A 15,460-nucleotide genomic window follows, 5' to 3' on the forward strand; every position below is an offset into this window, starting at 1 on the left:
GAAACATTAAATAAAAATTATAAGACTAAGCTTCAAATTATAAAAAGACTAAGGAATTTTAATAACTTGCTGAAAAAAGCTCAGACAAATTAAAATTTCTAAGTCTTTTTTATAATTTGAAGCAAATCTTATTGAAAGTTTACTTGTCTAAATAGTGATTTACTAATTGAATGTATGTAATTTATGTCTTTATTGACTTAAGTACAACGTTATACTAAAATAAAAATGCACAAAATAGTTTATATATAAAGTTTTTTCACAAAATATAATATAGGTAATTTTATAGGAGGGATAATAATGAATTTTGTTAAAAATAAACTTGTAGTTGTAGGTGCAGGTATGGTTGGATCAGCTGTTTTAAATTCTGTACTTTCACTTAATCTTTTATCTGAAGTTGTTATTGTAGATATAAATGATAAAAAGGCACGTGGAGAGGCACTAGATGCAAGTCATACTACATCTTTTGCATATAGTCCTAATGTCAATGTTAGAGCAGGAAATTATGAGGACTGCAAGGATGCACAGATAATTGTTATAACAGCAGGTCCAAGTTTAAAACTTGATGGAAAAATGGATAGATTAGTTCTTGCAGATACAAATGTAAAAGTTATGAAGTCCATAATGGAGAATATAACTAAATACACTAAGGATGCTATCATAATTGTGGTTACTAATCCTGTAGATATTGCCACTTATTATTGTCAGAACAATTTTGATTATCCTAAAAACAAAATTATGGGTACAGGTACTTTACTAGATACTGCAAGAATGAGAAAAATTATAGGTAAAAAATATAATATAGATAGTAAAAATGTTCATGGTTATGTTCTTGGAGAACATGGAGGAAGTTCTTTTACTGCATGGAGCGGTGTTAATATTGCGGGAATTCCTTTTGATGAACTGGATGCAACTTTTAGTGTAAATAATAATAATGATAAAGATGAAATAGATAAAGAAGTTAGAGATGCTGGTATTCAGGTTTTGCAGCTTAAAGGTTATACAAGTGCTGGTATTTCAATGAGTGTAAGTAGACTTGTAAAAGCAATTCTTTTAAATGAAGAAAGTATTTTACCAGTGTCATCAACTCTTGAAGGTGAATATGGAATTAACGATGTATCTTTAAGTATACCATGTGTTATAACTAATAGGGGAATAGAGAAAAAGCTTCAAATTCCACTTGAGCAGCATGAGGTTGAAGAGCTTAAGCAAAGCGCAGAAAATTTAAAAACAATTATTAATGGTTTAAAACTTGGATAAAGTAATGGTGTTGAAAAGACATTAAATAAAGTTAAAGGCGTAAATTCTTAAAAACCCAAGAGTATTCAATAAGTCACTACCGTTTAGACAGATTGAAAACTCTAAGTTCTTTAAGAATTTACGCCTAAGTTTTATAAAATTTTATTTAAACTGTTTTTTCAATACTATTACTTTAAGCATTTGAAATTAAGAAATACTTTATAATATAAAATAAATTAATGCACATTTATAGAAGCTGTTGCATATTATAATTTTGTAATATTATAGAGGGAAGGAACAATATGTATAATAATCATAGGACATATGTGTGCCCTTTTTTTGACAATACATCAGGCTATGATGAAGATGGTATGAATAATGGTTATAGAACTTATGGATGTCCATATTTTTATACCCCTAATATTCATTTTGAGGACAATTCAAGAATGGCTTGTCCGCCTAATTGTCCACAAATGCAAAATTGTAATAAGGGACCAATTGTATTAAAAGATTACGGACCACAACCTTTTGTTGTTAACATTAATGAAGCTTCTATACAAAATAGAAATTATCGTACTGCTCTATGGACAGGAAAGTATTTGCAGGTAACTTTGATGAGCATTGATGTTGGTGATGATATAGGATTAGAGCTTCATCCAGATGTTGATCAGTTCTTACGTATTGAACAAGGTCAAGGTATGGTTAGAATGGGAAGAAGCAAGAATAACTTAAGTTTCCAAGCAAGGGTTCAAGATGATTGCGCAATTATGGTTCCTGCGGGTACATGGCATAATTTAATTAATACAGGAAACAGACCTCTAAAATTATATTCTATTTATGCACCACCTCATCATCCACAGGGCACAGTTCAAAAAACTAAACCATCTGAGTAATGAGATAAGGTAATAGTATTTTCAAACATTAAATAAACTCCATAAAGCTAAGATTGAAATTCTGAAAACACTAAAAACTTTCAATAACTCACTATAGTTCAGACAAATTGAAAGTTCTAAGTCTTTTCAGAATTTCAATCAAGATTTATTGGAGTTTATTTAAACAGTTTGAAAATACTATTACTTTGTCTAGACATTATTCAAGGAGTATTTTCCTCCATTTCATTACAGAAAATCGGAGATATGGCTTAAGAATAAAATATTTGGATAATGCAAAAATAATTGAAAGTTTATAGAAACCAATCATTTCTATTTCACAATTTTTAGGCAACCAAGGAATGCAGTGATCTATATACTAAATATTCTTGACCAAATGTCTTTTCTAAGACAATTCCTTCTTTTGCACAATTATAGTTAAAAGTAGCCAATAAATAAGAGGTAATATTATGAGAAATAAGTTATTTTGAATGCATAGTATCCCTGTAAATGTAATTGCAAATGCTGAATATATAGGGTTGGGAACCCAGGCATAAGCACCTGTAATTACTAATTTATTTTCTGTGATATTTTTATATATTTTTGATATAATAACTGTTTGTATCCATAAAATAATTCCTAAGATAACCTCCTTATCATTTAGAAAATTTCAAATGTACAATCCTATCATTAAAACGATTTTTAAATGCTGGAATTAGTGAAGGAAGACGAAGCCAGTGCCACCTGTTTCTATGATAATCAAAATAATTCCATTCTTCAATAAATCTAATTTTACTATTATAACTTTCCATTTCTTTTCCACTCGTTATACCCCAGTTAAATTTAACTCCAAGTTTGCTTGCAGTATCATGATGTTTGCTCATTTTGGTAACGGAAGGGGGCATCATTTCAAAAAGTACCTCTGCATCTTTAAAGGCTTTAACAAGTTCATTAAATAAGCTTTTTATTTCTTGCTCTGTAAAGTACATTAATATTCCTTCGGCTATAATTAAGACGGGTCTCTTAGATATGTCTATTTCATTAATCCAGGAGTAATCAAAAACGGATTTGGAAATCATTTTGTATCTTTCTGTTTCATCGAAGAATTGTTTCCTTATTCTAATTGGTTCAGGTAAATCTAAGTCGTACCAATTAATTTTGTTATTATCCAGCCTGGAAAACCTAGTATCTAGACCACAGCCAATATTTATTACTACAGCATTGGGATGCTTATTAATAAAGGTTTTAGTGCCCTTATCCAAAAGTTCAGTTCGTACAGCGACACCTGTTTGTGATATCCAGGTATTATCGAATTTTGAAAAATCATAATCTATGTCAGTCATCATTTCTACTGCTTTATAATCATTTATTATAGAATTTGAGCTTTCTGTTTCTTTTGCTCTTGCCCATAATGGAATAAGTAAAGTTTCTGGTATGCCCTTTAATTTTTGCTGCATAATAATACTTCCCTTCAATATGAAAATGATATTCATTATCAATACTGCTAGATTTATATTATCATATAAAAAATATTATGTCAAATAAGTAATAATATAGTTTTTAAATTAACTATTGAAAAACTATATTATATGTTATATAGTTAGTTATATAAGTAATTAACCAACTAACTTTTAAGGGAGGGTGAAAATTTGAAGATAGATCTAGATGATGATAAGCCAATATACCTCCAAATAGCAGATGGAATTGAAGATGATATACTAAATGGCTTGATAAAGGAAGATGGTCAAGTGATGTCCACAAATCAGTTTGCATCTTTATATGGAATAAATCCAGCTACAGCAGGAAAGGGATTAAACTTGCTGGTAAGTGAAGGAATACTATTTAAAAAGAGAGGTATAGGTATGTTTGTAAAAGAGGGTGCTGAAAAACAAATAAAAGAAAAAAGGAAAAAGTCATTTTTTAATGATTATGTAGTTTCAATGGTTAAAGAGGCTAAAAGACTGGACATTCCTGTGAAAGATATTATAGAAATGCTTAAAGATAATGAATGAGGTGATAGAATGGCGTTTGCACTTGAGGTAGAGAATTTAAATAAAGAATTTCATGCTGTAAAAGCAGTAGATGATTTAAGTATAAAGCTTGAAGAAAATAAGATATATGGACTTTTAGGTAGAAATGGAGCTGGAAAAACTACTTTTTTAAAGCTTATAGTGAGTCAATATGTTAAGGATTCTGGAAGTATTAAAGCATTCGGAGAAGAAACTTTTGAAAATGAAAATGCACTTTCAAAAATATGTTTTGTAAATGACGAAGAAATGTTTTCGCCATATTTAAAGGTTAAGGACATATTTAAAATGGCAAAATTATTTTATAAAAATTGGGATGAAAATTATAAAGAAATTTTATTAAGCAAATTTGAGTTACATGAAAATCAAAAATATGGTGAACTGTCAAAGGGCAATAGAGCATGTGTTGGAATAATTTTAGCTCTTTCAAGCAGAGCAGAAATAACTATATATGATGAGTCTTATTCAGGACTAGATGAAGTTGCAAGAGAAATATTTTACGATGAGCTTTTAAAAGATTATTCTGAAAATCCAAGAACAATAATATTTTCTACGCATTTTATTTCTGAAGTTAATAAGATATTTGAATCAGTCATTATGATAGATAAGGGAAAAGTAAAGCTATTTGAAGATTGCGATGAATTAAGGGAAAAATCTATAATGCTCATGGGTGAAAAAGATAAGTTAGAAGAGTACTTAAAGAAAGTAAATGTAATTCATAAGGAAGAAATAGGAGGAATTTTAAGAGCAGCTGTTTTTGAAAAATTGACTAAGGACGAAAAAAATAAACTTAAGGATATGGGAATTGAAGTGAACTACTTACCAATGGAAAAGTTATTTGTTTATATGACCAAAGGAGGAAATTAAAATGCTGGCTTTAATTGACAAACAAAAATTTAAAATAAAAATAAATATGTATTTAAAGCAGTATTTGAAAAATTTTATCCTTACGCTTATGGTAGTTCTAATGTGTACGATATTAATAGCTTCTTCTAGTAATAGAAGTGGGCGATATAATAATCAATTTTATTATCTATATTCCATATTTCTTACAATGATGCTTGCACTTGGACAGACTTCTATACTTTACGGAAGCATAATGAAAAATTTTATTAACTTTAAATTTAATAGGAAAGAATACTATTTAGAAAATGCAATCTTAATTACGATATTTTCTTTAATTGTTACTGTAATGCTTTTTATAGGTGTTGCAATAAATATGTTTCTTTATAAAAAAAGTTATTTAATATGTATGTGGTTTAAGTTTAATAATGTAAATATATTGACGTATGTACAAGCAATTGTATTGATGTTTTTTGTAATCAATGTGTCTTTTATGTTTGTAAATTTGATTTCGGTAATTTCTATAACTAAAAATAAAATCCCATTTGGACTGCTTAGTGTTACTTTAGCATTAGGAATGGTATATACGCTGTTGGCCGGTGATTCAATTCTATTTTCATCTTCATGGATTATAAACCATAATACAAGTTATTTTTTATACCTAATAGCAGCATTTATAGTTAATATACTGGAGTATTTTATCGGTAGAGAAGTATTTTTAAGAAAAGATATTGTACCGGGGTGGTTATATGAAAAAAAGTATTAGGGAAAGGCTTATTATAAAGAAAAAAATTTTAATATTGTTAGCTTTTGCGGCAGCTGTTATGCTGGTTTTAGCAGTGTATTTAAATGAAAAGAAAATCAATTATTATAGCATTTATGTGTGTGCTGAAATGATTATAATTTTTGTATTCTCAGCAGGTGAAAATTACAATTATACAATTAAGGGTTCTATGGTCTTAGGGAATACTAGAAAGCACATTTATAGTTCTATATATGTATTTAACGGGATAGTAGCTGTTTTACTATTTATTTTGCAATTTATAATAGTGAATTTCGGCGGAGGAAAATTCTCTGTATTGTATGTATTAATATTTTTAAATATATCTTTTATGGGATGTTTTTTAGGCATTGCATATTTATATGATAAAAAGCTATCAAGGATTATATTTACAGTAAGTTATTTGATTTTTACTATTGTGTGCTGTTTTATGCTCGTATATAGAAATCATGTTACTATAATTGAAATTTTGTATGGAGGTTTAGTTCTTACAAGCATTTTAGGAGCTACAGCTGTAATATGGGGATGGAATATTATAAAAAGTTGTGATTTAAAATAATGACTTAAGTAACTTTTAGAATTACCTAAAGGACTATAAGTAAATAGATAAATCTTATAAAATATATTTATAGAATAAGTTTAAGGAGGTAGCTATATGATAGAAGTTAGTAAACTTACAAAAAAGTTTAAAGATATAACAGCTGTTGATAATATTAGCTTTGATGTAAAAGGTGGAGAAATTGTTGGACTCTTGGGCGAAAATGGAGCGGGAAAAACAACTACTCTTAGAATGCTTGCAACAATGCTTAAGATTACATCTGGAGAGGCACTTATAAATGGATATGATGTTGTGAAGGAGCCAGAAAAGGTTAGAGGAGAAATAGGAATTTTATTTGGCGGTGAAGTTGGAATTTACGATAGACTTACGGCAAGGGAAAATATAATGTACTTTGCAGAACTGAATGGCATGTCAGATGATGAAGCAAAAAGAAGCATAGATAGTTTAACAAAAAGTCTTGAAATGGAAGAATATATTGACAAAAGAGTTGGAAAGTTTTCAAGAGGAATGAAGCAGAAGGTTTCTATTGCGAGATCTATAGTTCACAATCCGTCAGTAGTACTTTTCGATGAACCAACTACAGGTCTTGATGTAAGTGCTGCTAGAATTGTTCAGGATTTTATATTGCATTGTAAGAATGAGGGGAAGGCAGTAGTTTTTTCGAGTCATAGTATGGCAGAAGTGGAAAAGCTCTGCGACAGGGTTATTATAATTCATAAAGGGAAGATAGTAGAGGAAGGAACTATTGATTCACTTAAGAAAAAGCATAATAATGATAATCTTGAAGAAGTATTTTTAGATTTAATAAAGTAAATGAGGGGTGAGAAATATGAAAAATACTACAATGATAGTTTTAAAAAAAGAAATTAAAGATATATTTAGAGATAGAAAAACGATTATATTCAGTGTACTTATGCCTATAATCTTATTGCCATTAATATCATTTTTTATATCTAGTGTTGCAAATAAAAGTGAAAACAAGGTAAAAAATAATGTAAAAATTGCTATAGTTGATGAGGGAAATAGTTCTCTTGGAAGTTATCTAAAAAAACAAAAAAATATAAAAATTGTGAAATCTAATAATATAAAAAGTGATGTAAAAGACGGAAAAATATTAGTTGCTTTAGACATTCCAAAAGATTTTGATGAATATTTAAGCTTAGGTAAAAATACTAAAGTTACATTAACCTATGATAATTCAAGTACGGATGCAACGACAGCATACAACATTGTAAATTCTTACATTAATGTATATTCAAAACAGATTGTTGCAGCAAGACTTGCTAAAAAGAATATAAATCCTGAGGTACTTAATCCTATTAAAGTTAATCTTGATGTTACACAAAAAGATAATGGTGCGGGAGCATTAATGGTTACTATGCTGGTACCGCTCTTATTGATGATTTATAGTGCTACTGGTGTTCTTGGACCTTCTGTTGATTTGGGAGCTGGAGAGAAGGAGAGGGGAACATTAGAACCGCTTCTTACGACTAAAGCAAATAGGCTTTCTATATTGTGGGGAAAGGTCCTGGCAATAAGTGCTGTTGGAATAATAATATCGCTGGCATCACTTCTTGGGCTCTATATAACCATGCAGCAGAAAGATGGAATGTTTGGAAACGGCAGCGGTTTTAATTTAGGATTAGATACTATACTTTTGGTAATGATTTTACCAATTATGACTACCATAGTTTTTGGAGCTGTAGAACTTGCTATAAGTGTTTATGCAAGATCTTTTAAGGAAGCTCAAACTTATCTTAGCCCTGTGACAATTGTGGCAATGGTACTTGTATATCTTGTAATGATGAAGGACCCTAAAAATATAGAATTGGTTTATTTTAATATACCAATAACAAATGCAACGTGTCTTATAAAAGAATTTTTGGTTGGTATACACAACTATACTCATATTGCTTTAACCTTTGGTTGGATGGTATTATATATGGTAGCGGCACTCTTTTTTGCAAGGTACATGTTCAGCAAAGAGGAGGTTATATTTAGATCGTAATTTTCACTTAAGAAGGCGTTTATATGGTACTATTCAAAGCAATAGAAAGTATTTTAACAGTTATAATAATGATATGTGTAGGATATTATTTAACCTCAAAAAAGTGGTTTGATAATAAGTTCTCAAAAACTTTGGCCAAGCTTGTTACATGTGTTGCACTGCCTGCACTTATGTTTTCAGAGATAATGGGTAATTTTACAAAGCAAAAATTAATAGAGTTATCAAAAGGATTAATTGCACCAATAATGTCTATTATAATTTGCTATGTGATTTCGGTTATTATGTCAAAGATGCTTAGTATTGAAAGAAAAAGACGTGGCACTTTTCAGTCAATGTTTTTTAACTCAAATACTATATTTATAGGGCTTCCTGTTAATATGGCACTGTTTGGCACTAAGAGTATATCCTATGTTTTGCTTTACTATATAGCAAATACTACATTTTTTTGGACACTTGGAGTATTTTGTATAAGTAAGGATTCTCCAAAGCCTGCAGAAAAGATATTAAGTATAGATACAGTAAAGAGAATTGTGTCACCACCACTTTTAGGGTTTATATTTGCTGTTATTTTTGTACTAATTAATATTAGATTGCCTAAATTTATGATGGATGTTTGCAATTATTTTGGCAATTTGACTACACCACTTTCTATGATTTTCATTGGAATAAGCATATATTCTGTTAAGTTAAGGAATATAAAACTTGATAAAGATATGATAGGTGTCATACTTGGAAGGTTTGTAGTTTCACCCCTTGTAATGTTTCTTATTATCTTTCATATGAATTTGCCAGTTCTTATGAAAGAGGTTTTTATAATGCAGTCGGCTATGCCTGTCATGACAAATGCACCTATAATAGCCAAGGCTTATGATGCAGACAGTGAATATGCAGCTGTGATGGTTACATTAACTACAATTTTATCTATGATTACGATACCTATTTTTATGGCTCTATTTTAATATGATAATAGTATAGGTCCCCGAAAACTTATGTTTTCGGGGACAATATTTAGACAAGCAAATTAACTAGAGGTTTTTAATTACGAAAGTTGAAAATTTAACAAAACTTAAAATGAAAAGATGTTCTAGTTAACTCGCTTGATTGCAAAAGTTGTTTAGGAATAATATGCGCAGATTTCTTTAAAATAATGCGCTAATCTTAAAAAAATTAATTTGTAATGCTTAGCTTAAGAGACAATTTATATCTATTATTCCTGACCCTTGCTGCCACTTTGGTATTTTAAGCAGCTTGCAAGAAGTTTTTACAATAGACTTTATATCTTTACAGGATAAATTTGAATTTTTTTCAAGCAAAAGTGCTAGTAATCCGCTTACATATGCAGCCGCGCAGGAAGTACCTGTATAGTTTACGTAAGGTGTTTTGAGTTCCTTAGGATATAATTTCATGCCACTTCTTTCCGATATGAATCCAGTATCAGAGTTAAGAGAAGTTAAGTCAACACACGGAGCGCATAAATTTGGCTTTTCATATTTGCCAAGCGGGCCAGCAGAGGAATAGGTGTAAGATTTAAAGCCAGCATGAGTATTTATACCTGAAACAGTTATACAATTTGGTAAGGCAGCAATGCCTCGTATAGAATTTTTATCATTTTTATTGCCACCGGAAGGTAAAACTATAGTTATATTCTTACTTTCTGCTAGGCTAAAGAGTTTGGAGAACATAGACAATAAAAAATGATTTTCAAAAAATGTTTCAAAGGGTAGACAAATTATTTTTATATTATGTTCACTGCTTTCGCTTATAAGAATTTCAAGTGCTTTCAAAACAGAGGATACATAAGTTTTTCCTGTTTTTTCAAAGGCTTTAATCATATATAAGTTTGAATTATATGCAATTCCTTTTAGTTCATCTTTTGAGCTTCTGCCACTTCCACATATGAGTCCGCTTATAAAGGTACCATGACCATTATCATCATAGGGGTAATTTAAATTATTGATTAAATCCACAAAACCATCAATTTTAGGCATTGGATATTTAAGATCATAATGAGGATATACTCCTGTATCAACTATTCCGATACATATACCTTTGCCTGAAAAATTTGTATTGTTCTTTAAAGTAGACGGATAAGTTGAGTAAGAAGGAGAAGCACATATAAAGCAGAGATCATCAAGGGTTACATAATCTACTTCTGGATATTCTATAAGCCTTTTTATTGAAGTAGATGATACATCTGCACAAATGCAATTTGCAGCTTCTATAGAATAAAATACTGTGCTTTTATATGATTTAAGCTTTGATAGTATTCTATCCTGAAATTTTTTGCAGTGCAGTATAACCCTTAAGTTTTTGTAGTTGTTTTTTGAAAACATGACATCAAGATTAGGATCTATTTTGTTTTTAAGTGATAACATATTATTCCCTCAATAAATTGCTATATTATATTATATTAACGAATTCTGTAAATGACATTGTTAATTTGAATTTATATTTAGATTGAAATATAATTAAAGAGAATTTTATTTGTCAATGGAAGGAGATAGGTATAAGTGCCTTTAATAGATTATAAATGTTCAAAATGTGGAAATCAATTTTTTGAGATAGTTAGTAATTCTGATGAAAAAGCAAAATGCCCTGAATGCGGCAGTGAAGATACTAAGAGAATATATAAAGGAAAGTTTTATGGCAAAGGTGGAGGAAATTGTACTGGACACTGTGCTACCTGCGGCGGTTGCCACTAGGGAAGTAACAGCATTTCGGGACATTAAATAAAATTAATAAATCTAAGGGTGATATTTTAAAAATCCTAAGAAATTTCAATAACTCGCTAACGTTCAGACAGATTGAAATTTCTAAGTCTTTCTAAAATATCACCCTAAGATTTATACAATTTTATTTAAATCGTCCCGAAATGCTGTTACTTCCATTTAGAATAAGGGCAAGGAAGATTTTCTTCCGCTGACGCTTCCGAAAGTCCGAAATGTAGAATTAAAGGCTTTTAAGATTTTTAAAATAATTTATTTAGCATTGCTCTTTTGCTTTTACAGTGGCTCAAGGAAAAAATTTCTCTGTGCCTACGGAAGTTTGAAAGTAAATTTATATGAACAAGAATTTTTATAATGTATTGCCTAAAATATATGATTGAAAAGGTACTGCTTATCTAGAATTTCTTTCTTCTATTTAAATTGAAATTTCTAAGTCTTTCTAAAATATCACCCTAAGATTTACACAATTTTATTTAAATTGTCCAGAAATATTGTTAATCCACTTTATAATAAATGCAAGGAATTCAGTGAACTGTTTCCATATGTATGTTCAGATTGTGGTTATACAGAATGGTATGTACAAAAGCCGGGGAAATTTAAATAAATGCTTCATTATTTTGTTAAAAAATACATATTTTTAACATTGCTTTAAAATATAACCTGGATTAAAAGCTTTCCGTAGAGAAGCGGAGGAAAGGTATCCACGATTTATTTTTAAATTGAATTAATAGTGATGAAGTAACGATTAAAAAAATTCTAATAAATCTTGGTAAGAAAATCGTAAAATACTTAGATATTTCAATATTATCATATACGAGGTTTGGGCTTTAGCCCATTATCCTTCTTAACCTAATATAGGCACTCTCTATATTACGAGAGTGTCTGTTTAGATAATCAGTAATATTTATAAATCAAAATTGTTAGTCGTAAACATTAAGATAGCCTGTATTCTATAAAGAAGGATAATGGGTCTATGACCCAAACCCCATTTAGGATAAGATTTATAGAACTTTTTTTTATGTTACAAATCACTATTAATTCAATTTCAATTTAAATACGATTATTCCTGCGAGCATTAGGACAACGCCTATAATTTTTGTTGTACCAAAGGCAATTTTGTTTGTGTTAAATAAACCTAGAACATCAATTAATGCTGCTGATAAAAGTTGAGCAACTAATATGATACTGATAGAACATGTAGGACCTAAAGTTGATACACCTTTCATAACGGTGTAGATAATAACAGCTCCGAGTATTCCGCCTGTTAGATAAAGTTTATTTGCAGTTCCTATTAATTTGAAATTCCCATTCCCCAATATAAAACAAACAACTAAGGTAACTAGAAGAGCAGAGCCTTGCACCCATGCGTTTGTTTCCCAGAGTCCTATTTTTTCACTTAGTCTTGTATTGAAAACTCCTTGAAGACTCATGCAAATGCCGGATATTATAGAGCATATAATACCAATCATAAAAAAATCACCTCAGGTTTATTTTTACCTAAGGTGAGAAAATTTATTATATTAGAGCGTATTTTTAAGAATATTTATATCTGTAATTGGCTCTTTACATGAAAAATTCTTACATATATATACTGTTGGCTTATTATTTACAGTATTATAATTTGAAACAAAGCTTGATATACTTTCTAGAGTTTTATCACCCTTTACATAGTAGATAAATGTGGAGAGGGGATTGTATTTTTCATTTATTATATCTAGAAATTTTGCTGATTCACTATCGTTAGAATTAGAAACAAGTGTAATTTCATTAGATTCCTTTTGTAAAAATAGTGCTGAAAGTAGAGCAAATGAATAACCGACCGGAAAGCTTTCTATATCATCACTGAAAGAATTAAGAATTTCGCTGCACTTAGTTTCTAAATCGTAATTCCCTGTGATTCTTGCAAGTCTTATAAAATTCAGTGCGGATACAGAATTTCCAGATGGTAATGCTCCATCGTATATATCCTTAGGCTTTGAAATCAATGTTTCACTGTCAGTTCCGTAAATAAATAAGCCTTTGTTTTCTTCATCCCAAAAGTATTTTATTAGATCATTATTTAGCTGAACTGCTTTATTAATATATTCAGAATTGTAGGTTGCATCGTAAAGTTCTATTAATCCCCATATTAAAAAAGCATAATCACTTAGATATCCTTTTATTCCAGCTTCTTTGTGGCGGTATCTTGCCAGGAGCCTTTCATTATTATCTATAAGGTTTCTTAATATGAAATTTGCAGCTTTTTCTGCGGCCATAATATATGTATCATTTTTAAAAGCTTTTCCACCATATGCTAAAGCTGCAATCATTAGCCCATTCCAGGAAGTAAGTATTTTGTCATCTTTGTAAGGATGAATTCTTTTTTCTCTATAATCAAATAGTTTTTTTCTACATGTGTTTAAAAATTCACTAGAAATTTCTTCACTTGGTTTTCCAATTAAATTTAATATATTTTTACCTTCAAAGTTGCCCGATTTAGTTACATTAAAGTACTTTGAAAATTTTTCTCCGTCTTCTTTCCCCAAAATGTTAAGTATTTCATCGAGAGACCATACATAGAATTTACCTTCAACGCCTTCAGAATCTGCATCCTCGGCTGAGTAAAATCCACCTTCACTTGATGTCATATCTCTTAGCACATAGGTAAATATTTCCTCGGCAATGTTTTTATACTTATTGTTTCTGGTTATTTTAAAAGCTTCAATATATGCATAGGACAAAAGGGCGTTATCATAAAGCATTTTTTCAAAGTGAGGTACAAGCCATTTCTCATCAGTTGAGTATCTGCTAAAACCATACCCAATATGATCATATATGCCGCCTTTATACATTGACTCCAGTGTTTTAAGTGCCATGTTAAGCGCGGTTTTATCTTTTGCAGTATATGAATATCTCATTAAAAATATTAAATTATGTGGGGTTGGAAATTTTGGAGAATTACCGAAACCTCCATAAACTTCATCAAATCCATATTTAAATTGGGAAAAAGCTTCATGGGTAATTTCTTCTGATAACTCTTTATACAAGGTTTTGTTTCTGCTGTTCAGGGCAGATACTATTTGGGTACCTAAATCTAAAAGCTTATTTTTATTATTTTTCCACTGCATTTCTATGGTTTCTAAAATGCTTATTAATCCTTGCATGCCCATCCTAGAATTCTTGGGAATATAAGTGGCTGCAAAAAATGGTTTTTGCTCAGGAGACATTATTATTGTTAAAGGCCATCCACCGCTTCCTGTAAGTGCAGTGCAGACGTTCATATAAATTTCATCAATATCAGGTCTCTCTTCTCTATCTACCTTAATTGAGATATAGCTTCTATTTAAAATTTTTGCTACATCATTGCTTTCAAAACTCTCCTTTTCCATAACGTGGCACCAATGACAGGTACTATAGCCTATGGATAAAAATATTGGTTTGTTTTCTGATTTTGCTTTCTCAAATGCTTCATCACTCCAGGAATACCAATTTACAGGATTATGAGCATGCTGTAAAAGATATGGAGATTTTTCATTAGCTAATCTATTAGTTGTACTTGTTATACTCATAAAAACACATCCTTAAAATTTATTAACATAAATAGTATGCCCAGTAAAATTGCTTTAAATGTCATATACATATTTTAATTTTTTATGTTAAAAATATATTTTGTAAATTAATATTTTATAGATAGGTGGTATGAAAGTGAATAAGAATAAAAAGACTAAAAATGTTAAGCAAAAAAAGGCTGTAAATAACATTGCGGCACAGAATAAACAGGCACATGATACAAGAACAACTTCTCGTTATAGTTTTACTGAAAAAGATAGGTAGTTACTTCTTATATGAAAAAACTATCGCACTAATTTTAGTGCGATAGTTTTTTTGAAAAATATTATGTAAAAGTTTTTATATATCCCTAAATAAGTACATTCTTTTCTAAGAAGTTAGCTTCAATTTCAGAATCGTCAAAACCAAGGCATTCGCCTAAGTTAATAAAATCTTGAAAAAGTGTTGTATAGTTGTCTCTAGATGAACATATTACGAAATCATTTATATCTATAAACAATCCTAAAAATTGTTCAATTATATTACAAGAAAGGTATGAAGATGACAAATCAAAATTAGTGAAGTCATTGTCAATACCTATACTTAGAATAAAATGTAGACAGCTTAAATATTCATCAAGTATAGTACTTTCTTTACAGGGACTTTTAGTTTCCCAGTAGCTAAAACATTGAGTTCCGTTTGCAAGTTCACCGAATTTTACTTGAAGTGCGAGAATTTTTTGTGAAGATAAGTTTTGATTAGTTAGATTGTTTTGTTCTAATATTTTTGCATCTAAATTTTTTTGTAAATGAAAAAGCTTATTTAAATCCATAGAAATGAGCCGCCTTTCTTTTACTTTAGTATACTTTTTATTTTATATTAA

At 29.8% G+C, this 15,460-nt stretch carries 16 protein-coding genes; 11 read left to right on the forward strand and 5 right to left on the reverse strand.

What is annotated here, in order from left to right; genetic code table 11:
- Positions 1-297 precede the first annotated feature (297 nt).
- Both BEE63_RS11060 and BEE63_RS11065 read left to right on the forward strand, forming a co-directional pair.
- Positions 298-1,257, forward strand: coding sequence for an L-lactate dehydrogenase (locus tag BEE63_RS11060; RefSeq protein WP_066021437.1), 960 nt, complete (start codon positions 298-300; stop codon positions 1,255-1,257).
- A 281-nt stretch (positions 1,258-1,538) separates the two neighbouring features.
- Positions 1,539-2,129, forward strand: a complete 591-nt coding sequence (locus BEE63_RS11065) for a cupin domain-containing protein (RefSeq protein WP_066021438.1) — start codon at positions 1,539-1,541, stop codon at positions 2,127-2,129.
- A gap of 632 nt (positions 2,130-2,761) precedes the next feature.
- Here the strand turns inward: BEE63_RS11065 and BEE63_RS11070 are convergent.
- A complete protein-coding gene (locus BEE63_RS11070) occupies positions 2,762-3,562 on the reverse strand; it encodes a class I SAM-dependent methyltransferase (RefSeq protein WP_066021439.1) in 801 nt (266 codons plus the stop codon).
- 192 nt (positions 3,563-3,754) lie between these two features.
- On the opposite strand from BEE63_RS11070, the gene BEE63_RS11075 reads away from it, so the two are divergent.
- From BEE63_RS11075 to BEE63_RS11105, 7 genes are all read left to right on the forward strand, one after another.
- On the forward strand, positions 3,755-4,117 hold the full coding sequence (locus BEE63_RS11075; protein WP_066021440.1) for a GntR family transcriptional regulator: 363 nt from the start codon (positions 3,755-3,757) through the stop codon (positions 4,115-4,117).
- A gap of 9 nt (positions 4,118-4,126) precedes the next feature.
- A complete protein-coding gene (locus tag BEE63_RS11080; protein WP_066021441.1) occupies positions 4,127-4,999 on the forward strand; it encodes an ATP-binding cassette domain-containing protein in 873 nt (290 codons plus the stop codon).
- Between the two features lies 1 nt (position 5,000).
- Positions 5,001-5,741, forward strand: a complete 741-nt coding sequence (locus tag BEE63_RS11085) for a hypothetical protein (protein WP_066021442.1) — start codon at positions 5,001-5,003, stop codon at positions 5,739-5,741.
- Positions 5,725-6,315: a hypothetical protein gene (locus BEE63_RS11090; protein ID WP_066021443.1), complete on the forward strand. Its 591-nt coding sequence runs from the start codon at positions 5,725-5,727 to the stop codon at positions 6,313-6,315. The genes BEE63_RS11085 and BEE63_RS11090 overlap by 17 nt, the downstream gene beginning before the upstream one ends.
- 96 nt (positions 6,316-6,411) lie before the next feature.
- The gene (locus BEE63_RS11095) at positions 6,412-7,128 is read left to right on the forward strand and encodes an ABC transporter ATP-binding protein (RefSeq protein WP_066021444.1); all 717 of its coding nucleotides are present in this window, start codon (positions 6,412-6,414) and stop codon (positions 7,126-7,128) included.
- A gap of 16 nt (positions 7,129-7,144) precedes the next feature.
- Positions 7,145-8,323, forward strand: a complete 1,179-nt coding sequence (locus BEE63_RS11100) for an ABC transporter permease (RefSeq protein WP_066021445.1) — start codon at positions 7,145-7,147, stop codon at positions 8,321-8,323.
- A 23-nt stretch (positions 8,324-8,346) separates the two neighbouring features.
- On the forward strand, positions 8,347-9,282 hold the full coding sequence (locus BEE63_RS11105; RefSeq protein ID WP_066021446.1) for an AEC family transporter: 936 nt from the start codon (positions 8,347-8,349) through the stop codon (positions 9,280-9,282).
- 222 nt (positions 9,283-9,504) lie between these two features.
- Here BEE63_RS11105 and BEE63_RS11110 read toward each other — a convergent pair whose 3' ends face one another.
- A complete protein-coding gene (locus BEE63_RS11110; protein ID WP_066021447.1) occupies positions 9,505-10,698 on the reverse strand; it encodes a S8 family serine peptidase in 1,194 nt (397 codons plus the stop codon).
- A gap of 135 nt (positions 10,699-10,833) precedes the next feature.
- On the opposite strand from BEE63_RS11110, the gene BEE63_RS11115 reads away from it, so the two are divergent.
- A complete protein-coding gene (locus tag BEE63_RS11115; RefSeq protein ID WP_066021448.1) occupies positions 10,834-11,025 on the forward strand; it encodes an FmdB family zinc ribbon protein in 192 nt (63 codons plus the stop codon).
- Positions 11,026-12,083: 1,058 nt separating this feature from the next.
- Here the strand turns inward: BEE63_RS11115 and BEE63_RS11120 are convergent.
- Positions 12,084-12,518 (reverse strand): DMT family transporter, encoded by a 435-nt coding sequence (locus BEE63_RS11120; RefSeq protein ID WP_066021449.1) that lies wholly within the window; start codon positions 12,516-12,518, stop codon positions 12,084-12,086.
- Between the two features lie 51 nt (positions 12,519-12,569).
- Positions 12,570-14,597, reverse strand: coding sequence for a thioredoxin domain-containing protein (locus BEE63_RS11125; RefSeq protein ID WP_066021450.1), 2,028 nt, complete (start codon positions 14,595-14,597; stop codon positions 12,570-12,572).
- Positions 14,598-14,733: 136 nt separating this feature from the next.
- Between BEE63_RS11125 and BEE63_RS22325 the strand changes: the two genes are divergently transcribed.
- Positions 14,734-14,862, forward strand: a complete 129-nt coding sequence (locus BEE63_RS22325) for a hypothetical protein (RefSeq protein WP_278286417.1) — start codon at positions 14,734-14,736, stop codon at positions 14,860-14,862.
- 85 nt (positions 14,863-14,947) lie between these two features.
- Here the strand turns inward: BEE63_RS22325 and BEE63_RS11130 are convergent, their stop codons facing one another.
- A complete protein-coding gene (locus tag BEE63_RS11130; protein WP_066021451.1) occupies positions 14,948-15,409 on the reverse strand; it encodes a dUTP diphosphatase in 462 nt (153 codons plus the stop codon).
- Positions 15,410-15,460: the final 51 nt, after the last annotated feature.

Source organism: Clostridium pasteurianum, from assembly GCF_001705235.1.
GTDB lineage: Bacteria > Bacillota > Clostridia > Clostridiales > Clostridiaceae > Clostridium_S > Clostridium_S pasteurianum_A.

Bases quoted from the DNA above. Each gene is read 5' to 3' on its own strand.
- BEE63_RS11130 (WP_066021451.1), bottom strand. From the start codon at position 15,409: ATGGATTTAAATAAGCTTTTTCATTTACAAAAAAATTTAGATGCAAAA.
- BEE63_RS11080 (WP_066021441.1), top strand. From the start codon at position 4,127: ATGGCGTTTGCACTTGAGGTAGAGAATTTAAATAAAGAATTTCATGCT.
- BEE63_RS11060 (WP_066021437.1), top strand. From the start codon at position 298: ATGAATTTTGTTAAAAATAAACTTGTAGTTGTAGGTGCAGGTATGGTT.
- BEE63_RS11095 (WP_066021444.1), top strand. From the start codon at position 6,412: ATGATAGAAGTTAGTAAACTTACAAAAAAGTTTAAAGATATAACAGCT.
- BEE63_RS11070 (WP_066021439.1), bottom strand. From the start codon at position 3,562: ATGCAGCAAAAATTAAAGGGCATACCAGAAACTTTACTTATTCCATTA.
- BEE63_RS11065 (WP_066021438.1), top strand. From the start codon at position 1,539: ATGTATAATAATCATAGGACATATGTGTGCCCTTTTTTTGACAATACA.
- BEE63_RS11110 (WP_066021447.1), bottom strand. From the start codon at position 10,698: ATGTTATCACTTAAAAACAAAATAGATCCTAATCTTGATGTCATGTTT.
- BEE63_RS11100 (WP_066021445.1), top strand. From the start codon at position 7,145: ATGAAAAATACTACAATGATAGTTTTAAAAAAAGAAATTAAAGATATA.
- BEE63_RS11120 (WP_066021449.1), bottom strand. From the start codon at position 12,518: ATGATTGGTATTATATGCTCTATAATATCCGGCATTTGCATGAGTCTT.
- BEE63_RS11085 (WP_066021442.1), top strand. From the start codon at position 5,001: ATGCTGGCTTTAATTGACAAACAAAAATTTAAAATAAAAATAAATATG.
- BEE63_RS11105 (WP_066021446.1), top strand. From the start codon at position 8,347: ATGGTACTATTCAAAGCAATAGAAAGTATTTTAACAGTTATAATAATG.
- BEE63_RS11125 (WP_066021450.1), bottom strand. From the start codon at position 14,597: ATGAGTATAACAAGTACAACTAATAGATTAGCTAATGAAAAATCTCCA.
- BEE63_RS11090 (WP_066021443.1), top strand. From the start codon at position 5,725: ATGAAAAAAAGTATTAGGGAAAGGCTTATTATAAAGAAAAAAATTTTA.